The organism is Cellulosimicrobium sp. BMG9.22, from assembly GCF_059159975.1.
Genome location: NZ_JBZGBY010000003.1, coordinates 26,598 through 44,953 on the forward strand (window position 1 = coordinate 26,598; position 18,356 = coordinate 44,953).

The 18,356-nt window shown below is 72.7% G+C and carries 21 protein-coding genes; 6 read left to right on the forward strand and 15 right to left on the reverse strand.

Annotation, left to right across the window (positions count from 1 at the left end; genetic code table 11):
- The first annotated feature begins 55 nt into the window (after positions 1-55).
- Together AC4H2H_RS03220 and AC4H2H_RS03225 are read left to right on the forward strand one after the other, a co-directional pair.
- Positions 56-703 carry a dihydrofolate reductase family protein gene (locus AC4H2H_RS03220; RefSeq protein ID WP_494369380.1) on the forward strand — a complete coding sequence of 216 codons (648 nt, stop codon included), beginning with the start codon at positions 56-58 and terminating at the stop codon, positions 701-703.
- 41 nt (positions 704-744) lie between these two features.
- A complete protein-coding gene (locus tag AC4H2H_RS03225) occupies positions 745-1,185 on the forward strand; it encodes a VOC family protein (RefSeq protein WP_494369381.1) in 441 nt (146 codons plus the stop codon).
- A 141-nt stretch (positions 1,186-1,326) separates the two neighbouring features.
- On the opposite strand, the gene AC4H2H_RS03230 is transcribed toward AC4H2H_RS03225, so the two are convergent.
- The 5 genes from AC4H2H_RS03230 to AC4H2H_RS03250 all read right to left on the reverse strand — a co-directional run bounded on the left by AC4H2H_RS03230 (position 1,327) and on the right by AC4H2H_RS03250 (position 5,483).
- Positions 1,327-1,674, reverse strand: coding sequence for a HepT-like ribonuclease domain-containing protein (locus AC4H2H_RS03230; protein ID WP_494369382.1), 348 nt, complete (start codon positions 1,672-1,674; stop codon positions 1,327-1,329).
- A gap of 32 nt (positions 1,675-1,706) precedes the next feature.
- Positions 1,707-2,180: a nucleotidyltransferase family protein gene (locus tag AC4H2H_RS03235; RefSeq protein ID WP_494369383.1), complete on the reverse strand. Its 474-nt coding sequence runs from the start codon at positions 2,178-2,180 to the stop codon at positions 1,707-1,709.
- A 70-nt stretch (positions 2,181-2,250) separates the two neighbouring features.
- Entirely contained in the window at positions 2,251-2,829 is a 579-nt protein-coding gene (locus AC4H2H_RS03240) for a DUF6580 family putative transport protein (protein WP_494369384.1), read from the reverse strand.
- Positions 2,808-3,278: a DUF4430 domain-containing protein gene (locus AC4H2H_RS03245; protein WP_494369385.1), complete on the reverse strand. Its 471-nt coding sequence runs from the start codon at positions 3,276-3,278 to the stop codon at positions 2,808-2,810. Before AC4H2H_RS03245 ends, AC4H2H_RS03240 begins: the two co-directional genes overlap by 22 nt.
- 75 nt (positions 3,279-3,353) lie before the next feature.
- Positions 3,354-5,483: a DNA gyrase/topoisomerase IV subunit B gene (locus tag AC4H2H_RS03250; RefSeq protein WP_494369386.1), complete on the reverse strand. Its 2,130-nt coding sequence runs from the start codon at positions 5,481-5,483 to the stop codon at positions 3,354-3,356.
- 155 nt (positions 5,484-5,638) lie between these two features.
- On the opposite strand from AC4H2H_RS03250, the gene AC4H2H_RS03255 reads away from it, so the two are divergent.
- Positions 5,639-5,863, forward strand: a complete 225-nt coding sequence (locus AC4H2H_RS03255) for a DUF7455 domain-containing protein (RefSeq protein WP_483773312.1) — start codon at positions 5,639-5,641, stop codon at positions 5,861-5,863.
- A gap of 101 nt (positions 5,864-5,964) precedes the next feature.
- Here the strand turns inward: AC4H2H_RS03255 and AC4H2H_RS03260 are convergent, their stop codons facing one another.
- The 7 genes from AC4H2H_RS03260 to AC4H2H_RS03290 all read right to left on the reverse strand — a co-directional run bounded on the left by AC4H2H_RS03260 (position 5,965) and on the right by AC4H2H_RS03290 (position 10,925).
- A complete protein-coding gene (locus AC4H2H_RS03260; protein WP_494369387.1) occupies positions 5,965-6,252 on the reverse strand; it encodes a YciI family protein in 288 nt (95 codons plus the stop codon).
- A gap of 4 nt (positions 6,253-6,256) precedes the next feature.
- Positions 6,257-6,781 (reverse strand): SRPBCC domain-containing protein, encoded by a 525-nt coding sequence (locus AC4H2H_RS03265; protein ID WP_494369388.1) that lies wholly within the window; start codon positions 6,779-6,781, stop codon positions 6,257-6,259.
- Complete coding sequence (locus AC4H2H_RS03270) at positions 6,762-7,118, reverse strand: ArsR/SmtB family transcription factor (RefSeq protein WP_494369389.1); 357 nt, start codon at positions 7,116-7,118, stop codon at positions 6,762-6,764. Before AC4H2H_RS03270 ends, AC4H2H_RS03265 begins: the two co-directional genes overlap by 20 nt.
- Positions 7,115-7,258, reverse strand: coding sequence for a hypothetical protein (locus AC4H2H_RS03275; protein ID WP_494369390.1), 144 nt, complete (start codon positions 7,256-7,258; stop codon positions 7,115-7,117). The genes AC4H2H_RS03270 and AC4H2H_RS03275 overlap by 4 nt, the downstream gene beginning before the upstream one ends.
- Before the next feature lie 119 nt (positions 7,259-7,377).
- Positions 7,378-8,931, reverse strand: a complete 1,554-nt coding sequence (locus tag AC4H2H_RS03280) for an RNA polymerase sigma factor (RefSeq protein ID WP_494369391.1) — start codon at positions 8,929-8,931, stop codon at positions 7,378-7,380.
- Between the two features lie 328 nt (positions 8,932-9,259).
- Positions 9,260-9,661 (reverse strand): universal stress protein, encoded by a 402-nt coding sequence (locus tag AC4H2H_RS03285; RefSeq protein ID WP_494369392.1) that lies wholly within the window; start codon positions 9,659-9,661, stop codon positions 9,260-9,262.
- Between the two features lie 97 nt (positions 9,662-9,758).
- Positions 9,759-10,925, reverse strand: a complete 1,167-nt coding sequence (locus tag AC4H2H_RS03290; protein ID WP_494369393.1) for a DUF4192 domain-containing protein — start codon at positions 10,923-10,925, stop codon at positions 9,759-9,761.
- 174 nt (positions 10,926-11,099) lie between these two features.
- On the opposite strand from AC4H2H_RS03290, the gene AC4H2H_RS03295 reads away from it, so the two are divergent.
- Positions 11,100-11,654 (forward strand): hypothetical protein, encoded by a 555-nt coding sequence (locus tag AC4H2H_RS03295; protein ID WP_494369394.1) that lies wholly within the window; start codon positions 11,100-11,102, stop codon positions 11,652-11,654.
- Positions 11,655-11,671: 17 nt separating this feature from the next.
- On the forward strand, positions 11,672-12,832 hold the full coding sequence (locus tag AC4H2H_RS03300) for a polyprenyl synthetase family protein (RefSeq protein ID WP_494369395.1): 1,161 nt from the start codon (positions 11,672-11,674) through the stop codon (positions 12,830-12,832).
- 12 nt (positions 12,833-12,844) lie between these two features.
- Here the strand turns inward: AC4H2H_RS03300 and AC4H2H_RS03305 are convergent, their stop codons facing one another.
- Positions 12,845-13,282 carry an Rv2175c family DNA-binding protein gene (locus tag AC4H2H_RS03305; protein ID WP_494369396.1) on the reverse strand — a complete coding sequence of 146 codons (438 nt, stop codon included), beginning with the start codon at positions 13,280-13,282 and terminating at the stop codon, positions 12,845-12,847.
- Between the two features lie 91 nt (positions 13,283-13,373).
- Between AC4H2H_RS03305 and pknB the strand changes: the two genes are divergently transcribed.
- Positions 13,374-15,401, forward strand: coding sequence for a Stk1 family PASTA domain-containing Ser/Thr kinase (gene pknB, locus AC4H2H_RS03310; protein ID WP_494369397.1), 2,028 nt, complete (start codon positions 13,374-13,376; stop codon positions 15,399-15,401).
- 253 nt (positions 15,402-15,654) lie between these two features.
- Here the strand turns inward: pknB and AC4H2H_RS03315 are convergent, their stop codons facing one another.
- Together AC4H2H_RS03315 and AC4H2H_RS03320 are read right to left on the reverse strand one after the other, a co-directional pair.
- Positions 15,655-17,004: a class II 3-deoxy-7-phosphoheptulonate synthase gene (locus AC4H2H_RS03315; protein WP_494369398.1), complete on the reverse strand. Its 1,350-nt coding sequence runs from the start codon at positions 17,002-17,004 to the stop codon at positions 15,655-15,657.
- A gap of 13 nt (positions 17,005-17,017) precedes the next feature.
- Positions 17,018-18,244 carry a pyrophosphate--fructose-6-phosphate 1-phosphotransferase gene (locus AC4H2H_RS03320; RefSeq protein ID WP_494369399.1) on the reverse strand — a complete coding sequence of 409 codons (1,227 nt, stop codon included), beginning with the start codon at positions 18,242-18,244 and terminating at the stop codon, positions 17,018-17,020.
- Positions 18,245-18,356: the final 112 nt, after the last annotated feature.

Genomic DNA, 18,356 nt, shown 5'->3' on the forward strand with positions numbered 1-18,356 from the left:
CGACGGCCCGCGGTCTACCCCTGGACCGAGACGGCGAGCCGACCTGGAGACGACGATGGGACTCATCGAGATCGAGCTGTTCACGACCCTCGACCTCGTCGGGCAGGCGCCCGGCGGGCCGGAGGAGGACCCGGAGAACGGGTTCCCGTTCGGCGGCTGGCAGGCGCCGCTGATCGACGACGTCGCCGGGGCGCAGATCGCCGCCGCGTACGAGGGCGCCGACGCGCTGCTGCTCGGGCGGCGCACGTACGACATCTTCGCGTCGTACTGGCCGTTCCAGGAGGGCGGGCAGGACGACGACTTCGCGGCCCTGTTCAACCGCATCCCCAAGTACGTCGCGTCGCGCGGCACGCCCGACCTGTCGTGGGCCGGATCGACGCTGCTCGGCCCCGACCTCCCGGCCGCGGTGCGCGAGATCCGCGACCGGCACGAGCACGTCAAGGTCGTCGGCAGCCTCGACCTGGTGCAGACGCTGCTGCACGAAAAGCTCTTCGACCGCCTGGACCTCTGGGTGCACCCGATCGTGCTCGGCACCGGCAAGACCGTGTTCGACGGCGGCGCGGTCCCCACGAACCTCACCCTCCTCGAGCCGCCCGCGACCAGCCCAGCGGGCACCGTGCTCCTGCGCTACGGTCTCGCCGACGGCACGCCGGCGACGGGTGACATGAGCGAGCCGGGGCGCGGCGTAGACCTCGACGCGTGATCCTGGACACAACCCATGTCCCACACGCCGGGAGGCACCGCATGACCATCCAACGACTCGACAACGTGGCCGTCGTCGTCGACGACCTCGACGCGGCGCTCGCCTTCTTCACCGAGCTCGGGATGGAGCTCGAGGGCCGGACGACGATCGAGGGGCGCTGGGCGGAACGCGTCGTCGGGCTCGACGGCCTGCGGTCGGAGATCGCGATGATGCGCGTGCCCGGTGGCCCTGGACGGCTCGAGCTCACCCGCTACGACGCACCGGAACCGCTCGACCTCGGCCTGGGCACCGCATCGCCGAACGTGCTCGGCATGCACCGCGTGATGTTCGCGGTCGACGACATCGACGACACGGTGGAGCGCCTGAGCGCCCACGGCGGCGAGCTGCTCGGCGAGATCGTCCGCTACGAGGACGTGTACCGCCTCTGCTACCTGCGCGGGCCGGGCGGCGTCATCGTCGGGATCGCCCAGCAGCTCGGGTGACCGGCGGGCGCCGTTACGAGGCCTGCGCCGTCTCCCCGCGCAGGACCGACGTCATCTTCTTGCCGCGACCACGCTACCCGCAGAACTCAGCGGCACATTTCCTCCGCCAGGGCAGGAGACGACAGGCTGCGCCGTCCGGGCTCAAGAGTCCGTGCCCGAACTCACATCGTCGCCGAACACTGTGCGCGCTGCCCGATCGAACACGCTCGCGAGCGCATCCCGCCATGCAGGCAGATCTCGCGAGAGGGTGACCCAGGTGAGCTCACGGTCGATCTCGTCGTACTGGTGGATGAGCCAGTTGCGGTTGGCGATCGCGTCTCGCCACCGAACGCCATCAGGAGGATCGACTCCCGCCGCCGTGAGACGCCTGGCGGCTTCGCCGAGCTTCATCATCAGCGAATCGCCCGCCTCTTGGGCGATCGTCGACGCGCGATAGCCATCTTGACCACCCGCCACGATCTCGTCTGCGCGATCGAGCCAGTCGCGCATGTGCAGGTACTCCTTCGCTGTCCTGCGATCCATCACAGCAGCACGGCCTCCCGACGGATGTCGTCATCGAGACGGGGTGCCAGACCCCCATAGGTGATGACGTCGACGTGGCGCCCCAGGACCCTGGCAAGGGTCTCCTGCAGATCGACCAACTCGCGGATTCCTGCACCGTCCGGTGCTTGGACCAGCACATCGATGTCGGAGTCGTCCCGCGCATCTCCACGCGCGACGGATCCGAACACCGCGACTCGTGAGAAGCCCCGACGCTCAGCGACCTGTTTCAGCACGTGCCCACCTGCCTCGACCAGCACTTCCGGGTGGACATTCCGCACGTCCTCCGCCGCCTTGAGCTGCTGACTGACCGCGGGTTGGCTCACCCCGAGCGCCTCAGCGATCCTCCGCTGCGAGGTCCCCTCAGCCGCCATGGCGCGCAGCACCATCGCACGTCGCAAGCGCACGATCTGCTCCGCACGACGCGCCTCGTGGTACTCCGTCACCAGGTCCATAAGTAGACCTTATCGCCAGTCATCTCTTCGGTCGAGGAAGGCACCTGCTTCTGTTGGCCACAAGGCGGAGTCAGGCGGGACGGGCCGTTGCCGTGCTCATGCCGCGCGACGCCTCGAGCCGGTCGACGAGCAGCATGCCCGCCGCGACGAGCGGCACAAGCACGAGGTTGCCGAGCAGCATGGTGCGCAGGAACGGCAGCCCGGCGACGTAGCTCGCGACGAGCCCGTCGACACCCGCCGGGTACCAGGTGCCGCGGCCCTGGAGCCAGACGCCGAAGTTCGTCCACGCGAAGAACCACAGCGACCCGGCGACCCCGAACGCGGCCCCCGCGCCGACGCGGCGCCAGCCGGTCGTGTTCCTCGCGAGCAGCGAGCCGAGCCCGACGACGAGCCACGCGCTCCACGTGAACAGCGCGATCGCGGTGTTGCCCAGCACGACGTCCGACACGACCGTCACCGCGAGCGGCACGGCGAACGCCCAGCGCGAGCGCAGCAGGATCGTCGCGGCGAACGTGGCGGCCGTGACGAGCTCGAGGTTCGCCGGTGCCCCCAGGTCCTCGCGGACCAGGCGCCACACGACCGCGAGCGCGGCGAGCGCCACGACGAGCGCCGGGCGCCACCAGCGGGTCAGTAGGTCTCGAGCTTCCACGTGATCTCGTCCCCGTTCTTCGTCTCGAGCGAACCTGCACCCACGGTAGCGGCCTCGCCGTTGACGTAGAGCGCCCAGAACTGGTTGTCCGGGTTGGCGGCGACGCCGTCGACGCTCGTGACGAACGCGTTCTCGCCCTCGCCGGTGACGGCGGCGGACGGGTCGGCCTCGAGCAGGAGGGCGAGCGCGGTGCTCCCGTCCTTGCCCTCGTAGGAGAACTCGGGCGCCTCCTCGGCGTCGCCGGACGCGTCGTCCGACGCCTCCTCCGTCGTGTCGTCGGCCGGCGCGCTCGTCTCCTCGCCGGCGGTCGACTCCGAGGCCGAGGGCGTCGCGTCGCCGGCAGGCTCGTCGGTGGACGAGCATCCGGCCAGGAGGCCCGCGGCGAGCAGGACGGCAGTCAGTGCGGTGAGCGGGCGCGCAGAGGTCTCGCGGAGGGTTCGATGGGTCACGGGTCCAGCGTACGGAGCGCGCGCCCCGTCCTGCCCGACCGACCGGCAGGCGGACGGTGTGGTCGCCGACCGACGTCAGACGTCGATGCGCGCGTGGTCGAGCTCGGAGGCGCCGGCGACGATGAAGTCCTTGCGCGGTGCGACGTCGCTGCCCATGAGGAGCTCGAAGACGCGCTCGGCGGCCTCGGCGTGCTCGGCGGTGACGCGGCGCAGCGTGCGGTGACGCGGGTCCATCGTCGTCTCGGCGAGCTGGTCGGCGTCCATCTCCCCCAGGCCCTTGTACCGCTGGATGTCGTCCTTGTAGCGGCGCCCGGACTTGTCGAGCTTCTTGAGCGTCGCGGCGAGCTCGGCCTCGGAGTACGTGTAGATGTACTCGTTCTTGCGCCGGCCCGACCCGATCACCTCGATGCGGTGCAGCGGCGGCACGGCGGCGAACACGCGGCCCGCCTCGACGAGCGGCTTCATGTACCGGTAGAAGAGCGTGAGGAGCAGCGTGCGGATGTGGGCGCCGTCGACGTCGGCGTCCGTCATGAGCACGATCTTGCCGTAGCGCGCGGCCTCGAGGTCGAACGAGCGGCCCGACCCCGCGCCGAGCACCTGGATGATCGCCGTGCACTCGGCGTTGCGGAGCATGTCGCTCACGGACGCCTTCTGGACGTTGAGGATCTTGCCGCGGATCGGCAGGAGCGCCTGGAAGTCCGAGCTGCGCGCCAGGCGAGCGGTGCCGAGGGCGCTGTCTCCCTCGACGATGAACAGCTCGCTGCGCTGGACATCGTCGCTGCGGCAGTCGACCAGCTTGGCGGGCAGCGACGACGTCTCGAGCGCGTTCTTGCGCCGCGAGATCTCCTTCTGCTTGCGGGCCGTGAGGCGCGCGCGCATCTCGGCCACGACCTTGTCGAGCAGGAGGGCCGCCTGCGTCTTCTCGTCACGCTTGGTCGACGTGAGCAGCGCGCTGAGCTCCTTCTCGACGACGCGCGAGACGATCGCGCGCACGGGCGCCGTCCCGAGGACCTCCTTGGTCTGGCCCTCGAACTGCGGCTCCGCGAGCCTGACGGTCACGACCGCGGTCAGGCCGGCGAGGACGTCGTCCTTCTCGATGCGTTCCGACGCGTCCTTGGTCGAGACCTTGAGGCGACGCGCGTTCGTCTCGACCGCCTTGCGCACGACCTTGAGCAGTCCCTGCTCGAACCCGCCGAGGTGGGACCCGCCCTTGGGGGTCGCGATGATGTTGACGAAGCTGCGGACCTCGGTCTCGTAGCCGCCGCCCCAGCGCAGCGCGACGTCGACCTCGCAGTCGCGCTGCACGGCCTGCGGCGACATGTGCCCGCGGTCGTCGAGCACGGGAACGGTCTCGGTGAACGAGCCGGTGCCGGTGAGGTGCCACGTCGCCGTGACGGGCGCGTCGGGCGCGAGGAAGTCGACGAAGTCGACGGACCCGCCGGTGTGGACGAACGTCTCCTCGTGCGGGCCCTCCTCCCCCGGCGTGCCCGGCAGGCCGCGCTCGTCGCGCACGGTGATCTCGAGGCCGGGGACGAGGAACGTCGTCTGGCGTACGCGGGTGACGAGCTCGTCGTAGGAGAAGACGGCGTTCTTGGGGAAGATCTGGCGGTCGGCCCAGTACCGCACGCGCGTCCCCGTGACCCCGCGCTTCGCGCGGCCCACGATCGCGAGCTCCGACCCGGAGACGAACGGCTCGAACGGGGCGTCCGGCGCGGGACCGGTCCGCGGGTCGGAGAAGACGCCGGGCTCGCCGCGGTGGAAGGTCATGCGGTGCGTCTTGCCGCCGCGGTCCACCTCGACGTCGAGGCGCGCGGAGAGCGCGTTGACCACGGACGCGCCGACACCGTGCAGACCGCCCGACGCGGTGTACGAGCCGCCGCCGAACTTGCCGCCCGCGTGCAGCTTCGTGAAGACGACCTCGACGCCGGTGAGACCCGTCTTGGGCTCGATGTCCACGGGGATCCCGCGGCCGTCGTCCTCGACCGTGACCGACGAGTCGGCGTGCAGCACGACCCGGATGTGCGTGCAGTTGCCGGCGAGCGCCTCGTCGACGGAGTTGTCGATGATCTCCCACATGCAGTGCATGAGTCCGCGCGAGTCGGTCGACCCGATGTACATGCCGGGGCGCTTGCGCACGGCCTCGAGGCCCTCGAGCACCGAGAGGTGGCGAGCGGTGTAGCTGGAGCCGGCGGAGGTGGTCGTCACGGCGGACAGCCTAGACGAGCCCGCCCACACCTCCCGGCTCCCATGCCGCAGCAGCGGCGGACGGCGGCTCGCCGTGCGGGCGGGACCGCTACGCGGGTAGCGAACCGGGGCCCTCCGGGCACACTGTTCCGGCCCGGGGATGATTACATGGTCGGGTGACAGCTACGACGACCACCACCCAACCGCTGACCGCGGCCGACCGCTGCGACCGCTGCGGGGCCCAGGCGTACGTCCGCGTGGTCCTGCCGAGCGGCGAGCTGCTGTTCTGCGGCCACCACGCCCGTGCGCACGCCGAGGCCTTCACCGGCGTCGCCACCTCCATCCAGGACGAGACGGACCGTCTGCTCGCCGAGCACGGCGCAGGATCCGCTGTGCGCTGATCGACGCTTCTCGACGTCGAGGCCCGGGTCGCGGTGCGGCCCGGGCCTCGTCATGTCCGGCCTCGCCACGTCGCGTCGGCCCGCGATGACCGGACGCGCCGTCAGCCGGCATCCTCCTCGTCCAGGAGGTCCTCCCACTCGAGGATCCGGTAGGTGACCAGCCCGTGGACCACGAACGGGTCGCCCTCGGCATACGCCTCGGCGGCCTCACGGCTCGTGAGGATGCTCATGGCCCCGTTCGCCTGCGGGTCCTCGAACGTCCCGACGGCGAGGAGCTCGCCTCGCGCGACCACCGCGTCGATGTGGGCCGAGTGCGCGTCCATGTGCGGCACTGATCGGGCGACGACGTCGGGCGCCGAGTCGTAGAGGACGACCCATCGCGAGCTCATGGCGTCACCTCCTGCCCGCGCGCTCGGCACGCACGACGAGCCGGCCCAGGATGTGCTCCCACCCCCGGTCGAAGGCGCCTCCCGCGAACCCCCCGCCGTCAGGCAGCGCGCACGCCGCCGCGAGCTGCTCGTCGTCGAGCGCCTCCCATCCGCGATGCTCGACCGAGACCCGCGTCAACGACGGTGCGAGCGACGCGAACGCCAGCTCGACCTCCGTCGTCACCGGCGTCAGCAGCCACGTCATGGTGAAGCCGTGCGGCGGGTCCCAGGCCGCGAGCTCGCCCCACGATCGCGTGGAGCCGTCGTCCCACGTCTCGACGACCCGGCCCCCGACCCGCTCCTCCACAGCCACGGAGCGCACGGCGTCGCCGCCCACGGAGAACGGCACGACGGGCCACCACGTCCCGATCTCACGCACGAAGACCGCGAACGTGTGCTCCTGGGCCGCGTGCACCACGACCGACCGGCGCACCGGCGGTCGTCGGAGCTCGAGCACCCGGTCTCCCGGCTCAGGCCGCCGCTCGTCCATCCTCGTCCTCCCCCGATCCCGTGCGGCCCGCCTCCTGCTCGGCGAGCCGGGCGGCGACGTCGAGCGACGCCGCCCACATGTCCTCCAGGTACTGCCTGAGGCCGGCCAGTCCTTCCGACCGGGCCCGGTAGAGGTTGCGCGTCCCGACGCTGCGGTGCGTCACGAGCCCCGCGTCCTCCAGCACCCGCAGGTGCTGGCTGACGGCGCTGCGCGTCACCTCGAAGCTGCTCGCGAGCTCGCCCACGGCGAGCTCGTCGGAGGCGACCAGGCGCAGGATCTCGCGCCGCCGGGGTTCGGCGAGCGCCCGCAGCACGTCGTCCTCGCACGAGGAGGTCACGTCCACGGTCCTACCGCATCGCCGTCGCGGTCCGCCGGCACGGCGACGGTGCGGTTGTCGGCGGGCAGCGGCGTCGCGCCCGGCAGCGTCGTGCCCATGGTGGTCGCCTCCGTCGTCAGGTCGGCGTCGTCGCCGACCACACCACAGTAAGTCTCCACTAACGGTAAGTCAATACTCACCGATGTCGCCTGGAGAACGACAGGACGCCCGGCACCCCACGAAGGGGTGCCGGGCGTCCGGGGTCGTTCAGTGCGAGCCGTCAGTCCAGGTAGTCGCGCAGGACCTGCGACCGCGACGGGTGTCGCAGCTTCGACATCGTCTTCGACTCGATCTGACGGATGCGCTCGCGCGTCACGCCGTAGACCTTGCCGATCTCGTCGAGCGTCTTCGGCTGCCCGTCGGACAGGCCGAACCGCATCGACACGACGCCCGCCTCGCGCTCGCTCAGCGTGTCGAGCACCTGGTGGAGCTGCTCCTGCAGGAGCGTGAAGCTCACGGCGTCGGCCGGGACGATCGCCTCGGAGTCCTCGATGAGGTCACCGAACTCGGAGTCGCCGTCCTCGCCCAGGGGCGTGTGCAGCGAGATGGGCTCGCGGCCGTACTTCTGGACCTCGACGACCTTCTCCGGGGTCATGTCGAGCTCCTTGGCGAGCTCCTCCGGGGTGGGCTCACGGCCCAGGTCCTGCAGCATCTGGCGCTGCACGCGGGCGAGCTTGTTGATGACCTCGACCATGTGCACCGGGATGCGGATCGTGCGCGCCTGGTCCGCCATCGCGCGGGTGATCGCCTGGCGGATCCACCACGTCGCGTACGTCGAGAACTTGTAGCCCTTGGTGTAGTCGAACTTCTCGACCGCACGGATCAGACCCAGGTTCCCCTCCTGGATCAGGTCCAGGAACAGCATCCCGCGGCCCGTGTACCGCTTCGCCAGCGACACCACCAGACGCAGGTTCGCCTCGAGCAGGTGGTTCTTCGCGCGCTTGCCGTCGTGCGCGATCCACTGCAGCTCACGCTTGAACTTGCGGTCGATGTCCTCTCCCTCGGCCGCGAGCTTCTCCTCCGCGAACAGACCGGCCTCGATCCGCTTCGCGAGCTCGACCTCCTGCTCCGCGTTCAGCAGCGCGACCTTGCCGATCTGCTTGAGGTAGTCCTTCACCGGGTCCGCGGTCGCACCCGCGGTGACGACCTGCTGCACCGGCGCGTCGTCCTCGTCGGCGTCCGACACGACGAAGCCGGTCTCCTCGGCCTCCTCGGTGGCTGCCGCGGGAGCCCCGGCCTTGCCGGCGGTCGCTGCAGACGAGGTCTCCTCGTCGACGGTGACCTCGATCGCGAGGTCCTCGACGTCGACCTCGGCCTCGCCGTCGCCTGCAGCCTTCTTCGCGCGGGCCGGGGTCGCCTTGCCCTTGGGCGCGGCCTTCGTGCTCGTCGAGGCGCGCTTCGCGGGGGTGCGCGCCGGCGCGTCGGCCTCGGTCGTCTCGGCGCCGTCGGCGGCGGGCTTCGCCGTCGTGGTGCGCTTCGCAGGTGTCTTCGTGGCGGGCTTCGGCTGGCTCGCACGCGCTGTCGCCGTGCTGCGCCCGGAGGCCGCGGCGGCGACCTTCGTCGCGGTCGGGATGTCGACCTCGACACCAGCCCCCGCGAGCGCGCGGAACACCGCCTTCAGCCGCTTGGCGTCGTTGACCGCCGCCTGCTCGCACGCGGTGCGGAAGCTCTCGGCGTCGACGCGACCGTTCGCGCTGCCACGGCGCAGGAGGTCCTGCAGTGCGGGGTGCTCGAACTCTCGCGGGAGTGCGGGAATCTGGGATGAGGGCGCCACAAACCGACCTTTCGGCAATCATGGGGGGCGGTAGGGCCGCCGGAGCGGGGACACGAACCGTGAGGTGCGGGCTTCTCGTGGACCCTCACGGCGAGTCGTGCGGCTCTGGCGGACATCTATATTGTACCGGCGATCCGCGCACCGGACGTCGCGACACCCGGTGATCTCACCTTCACCCCACCGTGGGGCGATGGTTCACCGCGTCTCTCGGCGCTCGGCACCGGATCCTGCGTCGTACAACGGACGGTCCCCCGCGAAGATTCCCCCGCGCGGCCGTCCGCGCCTCACCTGGCCGCGGCCGCGCCGCCGACCTGCACGACGACGTCGCTCAGCTACCCGCGGGCCGCTCGGGCTTGACGGCGAGCACCGGGCACGGCGCGTCGAGCAGGATCCGCTGCGCGTTCGAGCCGAGGATGAGCTTGCCGACCGGGCTGCGACGACGCAGGCCGATGACGATCAGCTCGGCAGACGCCCGCTCGGCGGCGGTGACGAGGTCCTCGGCCAGGTCGGACGTGCCGGTCTCGCGGCGCAGCGTCGCACCGGTGCCCTCGAGCAACGCCTCGACACGGCGCAGGTCGTCCTCGCGGTGCGCGACCAGCTCCGGGGCCGCGCCCGGGACCTCCCCCACGACGACGACGAGATCGGCCCCGCGTCGTGCCGCCACCGCTGCGGCGCTGTCCAGCGCCTCGCGGCCCTCGGGGGTGCTCAGGTGCGCGACGACGACGGTCATGTGTCCTCCGGGTACGGCTCGTGGTGCGGTCGGCCGCGGCAGGCCGTGGCCGCACGTCGTGTTGCCGTCGAACCTACCGGAACCCCGGCCGCCCGGCTCACACGTCCGCGCGGATCCAGCCCGGCGGCACGCCCGCGTCGAGCGCGCTCGACAGCAGCAGCGCGAGGCGGTAGCCCGGGTCCTGGGCGAGCGCCTCCGTGAGTCGCTCGCCGGCCCGCCCACCGTCGCCCTGCCACCACGCCAGGAGCGCGAGCAGCGTGAGCGCGGGGGTGGCGCGACCGCGAGCGGCGTGCGCGACCACCGCCTCGAGGACCGTGCGCGCCGGGTCCGTCAAGGTGGGGTCGGGGACCACACCCACGGCGGGATCCACGATCGCCGCGATCGCGGCGCCCGTCCCGGCGTCGACGTCCCCGCCGCGTACCGTCCGGTCGGCGAGGTCCGCGGTCCCGGGGACGAACGAGACGAGCACCGCGTCACGCACCGCGATGCTCTCCAGCCCTGCTTCGATGCGCCCGATCGTGCTCGCGGGCAGCGCCGGCACGTGCGTCGGCGGGACCTCGGGTTCGCGCCTTGCGACCAGGGCGACCGCCTCGCGCCAGGCGGCGAGGCTCTCCAGTCGCCACGCGACGTCGTCGGGCCGTGCACCACCGTGTGCCGGCACCGTGCCGACTGCGAGCGCCCGCTCACGGGCGCGCCGCGCCGCACGAGCCGCCCGACGGCGAGCCTCGGGGCTCGCGCGCGGGATCCGCAGCGCCTCTTCCCGCGAGTCGGCGAGGGCGGTGCCCGCGAGGACCATGTGCGCGCCCACCTCGCTCGACTCGAGGTCGCTGAGCGGTCGGCCGTCGGAGGGGCAGCAGTCCTCCTCCGCGCAGTCGAGCGCCGCCCAGCCCGACGACGACACGACCCACGTGTCGACGGGACCGTGGACCGCCTCGACCGCCTCGCGGCAGTGCTCGACGGCTGCTCGCTCGCGCGCGACCTCCGTGCCCGCGACCGGAGAGCGCAGCGGTGCGTCGGTGTACACCACGAGGACGACGCGCCGCGCGCCGTCGGCGGCGAGGTGCCCGACGACGGACCGCGCAACCTGGGGCCCGTGGTCCAGGTCGGCCAGGTCGTCGACGTCGACGCGGACCACGAGGCCGATGCGGCCACGCGGGGGCCGCAGGCCGACGAGGACGATGCTGTCTTGCGGTCGGTAGCCGAGACGGTAGGGGACGTAGGCGAGGAGCTCGCGCGGGCCCTGGGCCCGGATCAGTGTGGTCATGCCCTCATCCCAGCCCGGCTCGGTCCTCGCGCGTGCGGACGCGGTCCGATGCCTGTGGACGGGGCGGGTCGCCCGGGAGGGGCCCGCGGGGCTGTGGTCTGCCGCGAAGTGTGGTGCCCGCACGGTTCTCGAGAGCTGGTGGCCACGGCGCGCCGGGATGACTACCGTGTGCGCGTGCCCCCACGAACCCGTCGAGCACGCGCGTGCCGCGCGGGCGTCGCCCTCGCCGTCGTCGCGCTGCTCGTCGGGTCGTCGGCGGCGTGCACGCCGGACGGGACGAGAGACGCGCCGGCCGCCCGGGACACGCCGCAGGACGTTCCGGGCGGCGGGGGCGATCCCGCGCCCGGCACACCGCTGCCCGAGTACGACGCGGCGTCGGCCGTCGGGGACCTCGCGGAAGGGTTCCCGGCCGGGCTCGTCACGATCCCGACCGGCGCTCAGGTCCTCGCGAGCTCGGCCCGCCCGTCGGAGGACGGCGCGCTCGTCCTCATCACGCTCAACCTGCGTTCGGACGAGCCGGTGGAGGCGCTGACCGCGTACTACACGGAGGCGCTGGGGGCGGCAGGCTTCGGCGTCTCCCCGACGAGCGTCCCGAGCGCGCTCACGTCCCTCACCACGTTCGTCCGCACGACGGCGCCCGAGGCACCGACCGAGTCCGTCGCCGTCGGCGTCTTCGACGACGAGACGGAGCGGCTCGTCACGATCAGCGGACAGGTCGTCGGCGCCTGAGCGCATAGGCTGCCCCTGTGCCGACCCGGTTCCCGTCCTCTGCCCGCCCGGACCGCCCGACGACGGGTTCCGACGACGGGCCGCGCGCGCTCGTCGACCGCGAGGACGTGCGCGCCGGCGTCGACGACGCGCTCCGCGCCGCGACGGACGCGCTGCGCGCCGAGCTCGCCACGACCCACCCCGACGGCGAGCCGCTGGCGGTCGCCACGGAGGAGCTCCTCGCGGGCGGCAAGCGGCTGCGCGCGGCGTTCTGCTACTGGTCGTGGCGCGCGCACGGAGGCGACCCCGCGAGCCCGCACCGCGACGTCGTGCTGCGGGCGGGTGCGGCGCTCGAGCTGTTCCAGGCCGCCGCGCTCTTCCACGACGACGTCATGGACTCCTCGGACACGCGCCGCGGGCGCCCGACGGCACACCGGGCGTTCGCCCGTCGGCACCGCGAGCTGGGCTGGTCGGGCGACGGCGATCGGTACGGCGAGAACGCGGCGATCCTGCTCGGCGACCTCGCCCTCATCGGGAGCCACCGCGAGCTCGGCGAAGCGCTCGACGCCGTCCCCGCCGGTGTGGCGACCAGAGCACGCAGCGTCTTCGGGCGCATGCAGACCGAGGTCACCGTGGGTCAGTACCTCGACGTGCACGCCCAGGTGCTGCCGTGGGGCACGGACCCGGCAGCGGACGAGGAGAGGGCGCGGGCGGTGATCCGGTCCAAGTCGGCGCGCTACAGCGTCGAGCACCCGATCGCGCTCGGTGCTGCTCTCGCCGGCGTCGACGACGCCGCGGTCGCGGCGACGAGCGCGTTCGGCCTCCCGGTCGGCGAGGCGTTCCAGCTGCGCGACGACGTGCTCGGCGTCTTCGGCGACGCGTCGGTCACCGGCAAGCCCGCTGGGGACGACCTGCGCGAGGGCAAGCGCACGGTCCTCGTGGTGCGCGCGCTCGCCGCCGCCGACCCTGCGCAGCGCGAGCTGCTGCTCACGCACCTCGGCGACCCGCGGCTCGACGCCGGTACGGTCGAGGAGCTGCGCGACGTACTGGTGGCCACCGGGGCGCGTGACGCCGTCGAGAGGCTCATCGACGAGCTCACCGCCCGCGCGTCGTCGGCGCTCGGCGCGGCCGGTCTCGTCGCGCCCGGCGCGTCGATGCTCGCCCTGCTCGCGCGCGCGGCGGTCGAGCGCACGGCCTGACGACCGGGTCGGTCAGAAGAGCGACTGGGCGACGCGCCGCACGCGTGCCTTGTGCCCCGCGAGGAGTGCGTCGATCGGGGCCTCCCCGAGCTCCTCCTCCGGGCGGAAGAGCCACTCGATGATCTCCGCGTCGTCGAAGCCCGCGTCGGTGAGCACGACGACGGTGCCCTGCAGGCTCGCCAGGACGCCGAGGCGCCCGCGCTCGTCGGGAGTACCGGCGTTGGCCGGCTCGATGAGGTGGAAGGGGACGAGGAAGCGGGCCGGCACCTGGAACGTCGTGCGCTCGCCGCGCTTCACGCCGACGAGGCGGCGCTCCTGGACGATCCGGCGCACCTTGCCGACGTCGGTGCCGAGCGCCTCCGCGATGTCGGGGAGGGTCAGCCACTCGCCCACGAGGGCGTCGAGCTCGGTGCGGTCGGGAGCTGCCGGGGGCACGTCAGGGTCGGTCACCGGACCAGCCTACGGCGTGCCTGCACACGACACCCACGCCGTGCCCGCCGCGCTCACAGGTTCACAACACCTCGCCGCCTAGACTTCCCCCGTGGCCACCGTGACGACCGATCCCCTCGTAGGCCGCCTGGTCGACGGGCGGTACGAGGTCGTCTCGCGCATCGCGCGCGGCGGCATGGCCACCGTGTACCTGGCGGTGGACCGCCGCCTCGAGCGCGACGTCGCCCTGAAGATCATGCACGCGCACCTGGCCGAGGGCGCTTCCGGAGCGGACTTCGTCTCGCGGTTCCGGCGCGAGGCGCGCGCGGCGGCCCGCCTCACCCACCCGGGCCTCGTCGCGGTCTACGACCAGGGGCTCGACGGCGACACGAGCTACCTGACGATGGAGTACGTCGCCGGGACCAACCTGCGGCGGATGCTTCTCGACGACGCCCCGCTGACCCTCGGCCGCACTCTCGACGTGCTCGCGGAGGTTCTCGACGCCCTCGCCGCCGCGCACCGGGCCGGGCTGGTCCACCGCGACATCAAGCCGGAGAACGTCCTCCTCGACACCGAGGGCCGGCTCAAGGTCACCGACTTCGGGCTCGCGCGCGCCGTCAACGAGGTCACCGCGACGACGACCGGCACAATCCTCGGGACCGTCGCCTACCTCTCCCCCGAGCTCATCGCGACCGGCGCGTGCGACGCCCGCACGGACGTGTACGCCGTCGGGATCCTGGCCTACGAGATGCTGCTCGGCACCGTCCCGCACACGGGCACGACGCCGATCCAGGTCGCCTTCCAGCACGTCAACACGGACGTCCCGCCGCCGTCCGACGTCGCACCGTGGATCCCGCCCGAGGTCGACGACCTGCTGTGCGCGCTCGCCGCGCGCGACCCGGCGGACCGACCGGTCGACGCCGGCGCCGCGCTCGCGCTCGTCCGGTCCGTGCGTGCGGCGCTGGACCCGGCTGACCTCGACCGTCGGGTCGACCGGCCGAGCACCGGCGCCGTCCCGGGAGCCGCAGCGGTGCGTGCTGAGGCCGCCCGCCCGACGACGGACCCTGGGTGGGCACCGACGGCCGCCCTCGCGGCGCTGAGCCTGCAGGACCGCGAGGCCGCGGGCCTCACGGAGCCGCTCGCCGTCGGGCACGTCGTCACGCCGACGACCCTCACCGGCCCTCCCCCGCCTCCGCCCGCGGCACCCGTTCGCAGCCGCCGGGGACGCGCGCTCGTCTGGACGCTCGTCGTGCTGCTGGTCCTCGGCGGCACCGGCGCGGGAGCCGCGTGGTGGTTCTCCTCCGGCCCGGGCGCCTACACGCCCGTCCCCGACGGCCTCGTCGGGGTGTCCGGCACCGAGGCCGTCTCGGTGCTCGACGGCGCCGACCTCGGCCACACGATCGAGGAGCGCTACGACGACGACGTCGCGGCGGGCGCTGTCGTGGAGACCGACCCGCCGTCGGGCGAGCCCGTGCGCAAGGACGGCAGCGTGCAGCTCGTCGTGTCGAAGGGCGTGCGGATGCTCATCGTGCCGACCGGCCTGGTCGGCGCGACGCAGGTCGAGGCGACCGCCGCGATCGAGGGCGCAGACCTCACGCTCGGCGAGCCGGTCACCCGGAACGACGACGAGGTGCCGACCGGCCAGGTCATGGCCGTCACCGACCCCGACGGCAACGCGATCGACGAGGGCGCGACCGTCCGCCACGACGTCCCGCTGGTGCTCACCGTCTCCTCGGGACCGGCGCCCGTCGTCGTGCCGCAGGTCACCGGTTCCGAGAAGGACGCGGCGGTCGCGGCCCTCGAGGAGCAGGGCCTCGTCCCGGCCGTCACCGAGGAGTACTCCGAGACGGTCGCGGCGGGTGTCGTGATCCGCCAGGACCCGGAGCAGGGCACCGACGTGGTCCGCACCGACACGGTCAACGTCGTCGCGTCCCTCGGCCCCCCGCTCGTCGAGGTGCCCGACACCTACTCGATGAACGTCAAGGCTGCCGAGAAGGCGCTGACCGACGCGGGCTTCACGGTCGAGGTCCGCCACCCGCAGGGCATCAGCCCGCTCAACATCGTCTACGCCCAGGATCCCCCGGGCGGAGACGGTCGCACGGCCCCCAAGGGCTCGACGATCGTCATCAACGTCTTCTGACCGCCGACGCCGGCACGACCACGGCTCTACCTCGGCCAACCACGCCTCTACCTCGACCGACCACGGCTCTACCTCGGCGACCGAGAGACCAGGGCGAGACGACGGCGTGAGGGCGGGGCGGGCGGCTGCGCCGGGTCGTGGCGGGTCTGGCGGGAGCCGCGAGGAACGAGCGGCGGATGGTAGACCCGGCGCGGCCGCCCGCCCCGACCGGACCCGACCCCGCGGACCCGACCACGCGCAACCGACCCGAGCGTCAGCGGCGCAGCATCTCCGCGACCTGGAACGCCATCTCCAGCGACTGCTGGTGGTTGAGCCGGGGATCGACGAGCGTCTCGTACCGCAGGGCGAGCCCCGCGTCGTCGATCTCCTCGCTGCCGCCGAGCACCTCGGTGACGTCGTCGCCCGTGAGCTCGACGTGCAGCCCGCCCGGGACCGTCCCCGCGGCGCGGTGCACCTCGAAGAAGCCGCGGACCTCGTCGAGCACGTCGTCGAAGCGGCGCGTCTTGTAGCCGCTGTCCGACGTGATCGTGTTCCCGTGCATGGGGTCGGTGACCCACGTGACGGGCACGCCGGCGCGCGCGACGCCCTCGACGATCGGCGGCAGGGCGTCGCGGACGTTCGCGGCGCCCATGCGCGTGATGAAGGTCAGGCGCCCGGGAATGTCGTCGGGGTTGAGCCGGCGGGCGAGGGCGAGCGCGTCGTCGGGGGACGTCGTCGGGCCGAGCTTGACGCCGATGGGGTTGGCGACGCGCGACAGGTAGTCGACGTGCGCGCCGTCGAGCTGGCGCGTGCGCTCCCCGATCCACAGGAAGTGGGCCGAGGTGTCGTAGGCGTCACCCGTGCGTGAGTCGAGGCGGGTGAGCGCGCGCTCGTAGTCGAGCACGAGCGCCTCGTGGCTGACGAAGAACTCGACGGTGCGCAGGGCGTCGAAGTCGGCGCCGCACGCGTCCATGAACCGGATCGACCGGTCGATCTCGGACGCGGTCTGCTCGTACCGCGCGTACGCGGGGTTGCGCATGAAGCCGCGGTTCCACTCGTGGACCTGCCGCAGGTCGGCGAACCCGCCCGTCGTGAAGGCGCGCACGACGTTCCAGGTCGCCGACGAGATCCGGTACGCCTCGACGAGGCGCTCCGGGTCGGGGATGCGGGCCTCGGGTGTGAACGCGTGGCCGTTGATCATGTCGCCGCGGTAGGCGGGCAGGGTCACGCCGTCGCGGGTCTCGGCGTCGGAGCTGCGCGGCTTGGCGTACTGCCCGGCCATGCGGCCCATCTTCACGACGGGCATGCTCGCGCCGTGCGTGAGGATGACGGCCATCTGCAGGATGGTGCGGATCTTGTTGCGGATCCGGTCGGCGTTCGCCTCGGCGAACGTCTCGGCGCAGTCGCCGCCCTGCAGGAGGAACGCCTCGCCCCGCCCGGCCGCGGCCAGGCGGGCGCGCAGCGTGTCGGCCGCCGCGGGCACCACGAGCGGCGCGGAGGCCGCGAGCCGCTCCCGGACGCCCGCGAGCGCCGCGGCGTCCGGCCACGTCGGCTGCTGGAGCGCGACGAGGGAGCGGAAGTGGTCGAGGCCGGCGTCGGTCTCCGGCTCGCTCGTGGTGGTCATCCCGCGCTCCGGGTCAGTGCGCCGCGGGCGCGGCGGCGACGAGCGGCTGGCCGATGCCCTCGAGGAGGTCGCCGAACCACTGCTGCGACACGTCGAAGGCCTTGCCGCCCGCGATGCGCGGGAACTCGATCGCGCGCAGGCGGTCGCCCTGCTCCTCGTCGTGGCCGATGACGCCGGACTCGCCGCGCAGCGCGCACTCGACCGCGAGGTCGGTCATCGACTTGATGAGGCGCAGGTCCTCGGCGTTCGCGGCGGCGGCGCGCGAGAAGTAGCCGGACTTCTGGACCATCACCTTCTCCGCGCCCAGCTTCTCGGCGAACTGCTGGGCGAACCACTGGCCGGGGTTGACCGTGTCGAGCTTGACGTGGCCGAACGGGTCGCGCTGGACGGTCTCGCCCGCGGCCTCGAGCTGCGCGACGATCTCGTGCATGCCCGCGCCCTCGGACAGGAAGATGTTGACGTTGCCCTGGGTGTCCATGATCGCCTTGAGGCGCTCGGCCTCGGCGTCGATGTCGAGCGCGAGCTCGGGCAGGAAGACGGCGTGCACGTCCCAGCGCTCGCGCGTCAGGCCGAGGGCCGGCGCCCACTCCTGGGCGTCGAGCCACTTGCGGTACTCGGCCGCCGACGCCGCCGTGAGCCAGCCGCAGTGGCGGCCCATGACCTCGTGCACGATGAGCATGCGCGGGCCCGAGCGGTGCTCGCCGATGACGTTCGCGGCGAAGCCCGCGGCCTCCTCGGCGGCGGTCCACGCCCCGAGCGACTGGCGGATCGGGATCACGTCGTTGTCGATCGTCTTGGGCAGACCGACGACGGTGAGCTCGTAGCCGTTGTCGTGCAGGTAGGCGGCGAGGTCGGCCGCGGTCGTGTTCGTGTCGTCGCCGCCGATGGTGTGCAGGACGTCGACGCCGTCGGTCTTGAGCTGCTCCGCGGCGACCTGCAGCGGGTCTTCGCCCTCCTGGACCAGGCCGCGCTTGACGCAGTCGGCCGCGTTGGTGAGCTTGACGCGCGAGTTGCCGATGGGCGAGCCGCCGAAGCGGTGCAGGATGCCGGCCTGCTTGCGGCCCTCGTCGTCCACGACGATCTTCGTGCCCGTGAGCAGGCCGTGGTAGCCGTACTGGTAGGCGATGATCTCGATCTCGGGGTCGAGCTCCGTGTACCGCTCGATGAGGCCTCCGACGGCGGAGGACAGGCACGGGGCGAAGCCGCCCGCGGTGAGGAGGGCGACGCGACGAACCGACATGTGAACTCAGAACCTCTCGTAGGACGGATCCGTGGGCCGGACGGCCTGCGGTCCGGCAGATGATGGCAGCGTGGTGGAGACGGGAACGGGCCCCGGCCCCGTGAGGGGCGTG

What these genes read in the sequence shown, in the direction of transcription:
- AC4H2H_RS03315 (WP_494369398.1), bottom strand. Translation starts at nt 17,004, where the DNA reads ATGACCACCACGAGCGAGCCGGAGACCGACGCCGGCCTCGACCACTTC.
- AC4H2H_RS03290 (WP_494369393.1), bottom strand. Translation starts at nt 10,925, where the DNA reads ATGACCACACTGATCCGGGCCCAGGGCCCGCGCGAGCTCCTCGCCTAC.
- AC4H2H_RS03320 (WP_494369399.1), bottom strand. Translation starts at nt 18,244, where the DNA reads ATGTCGGTTCGTCGCGTCGCCCTCCTCACCGCGGGCGGCTTCGCCCCG.
- AC4H2H_RS03285 (WP_494369392.1), bottom strand. Translation starts at nt 9,661, where the DNA reads ATGACCGTCGTCGTCGCGCACCTGAGCACCCCCGAGGGCCGCGAGGCG.
- AC4H2H_RS03265 (WP_494369388.1), bottom strand. Translation starts at nt 6,781, where the DNA reads ATGGACGAGCGGCGGCCTGAGCCGGGAGACCGGGTGCTCGAGCTCCGA.
- AC4H2H_RS03230 (WP_494369382.1), bottom strand. Translation starts at nt 1,674, where the DNA reads ATGCGCGACTGGCTCGATCGCGCAGACGAGATCGTGGCGGGTGGTCAA.
- AC4H2H_RS03260 (WP_494369387.1), bottom strand. Translation starts at nt 6,252, where the DNA reads ATGAGCTCGCGATGGGTCGTCCTCTACGACTCGGCGCCCGACGTCGTC.
- AC4H2H_RS03220 (WP_494369380.1), top strand. Translation starts at nt 56, where the DNA reads ATGGGACTCATCGAGATCGAGCTGTTCACGACCCTCGACCTCGTCGGG.
- AC4H2H_RS03225 (WP_494369381.1), top strand. Translation starts at nt 745, where the DNA reads ATGACCATCCAACGACTCGACAACGTGGCCGTCGTCGTCGACGACCTC.
- AC4H2H_RS03235 (WP_494369383.1), bottom strand. Translation starts at nt 2,180, where the DNA reads ATGGACCTGGTGACGGAGTACCACGAGGCGCGTCGTGCGGAGCAGATC.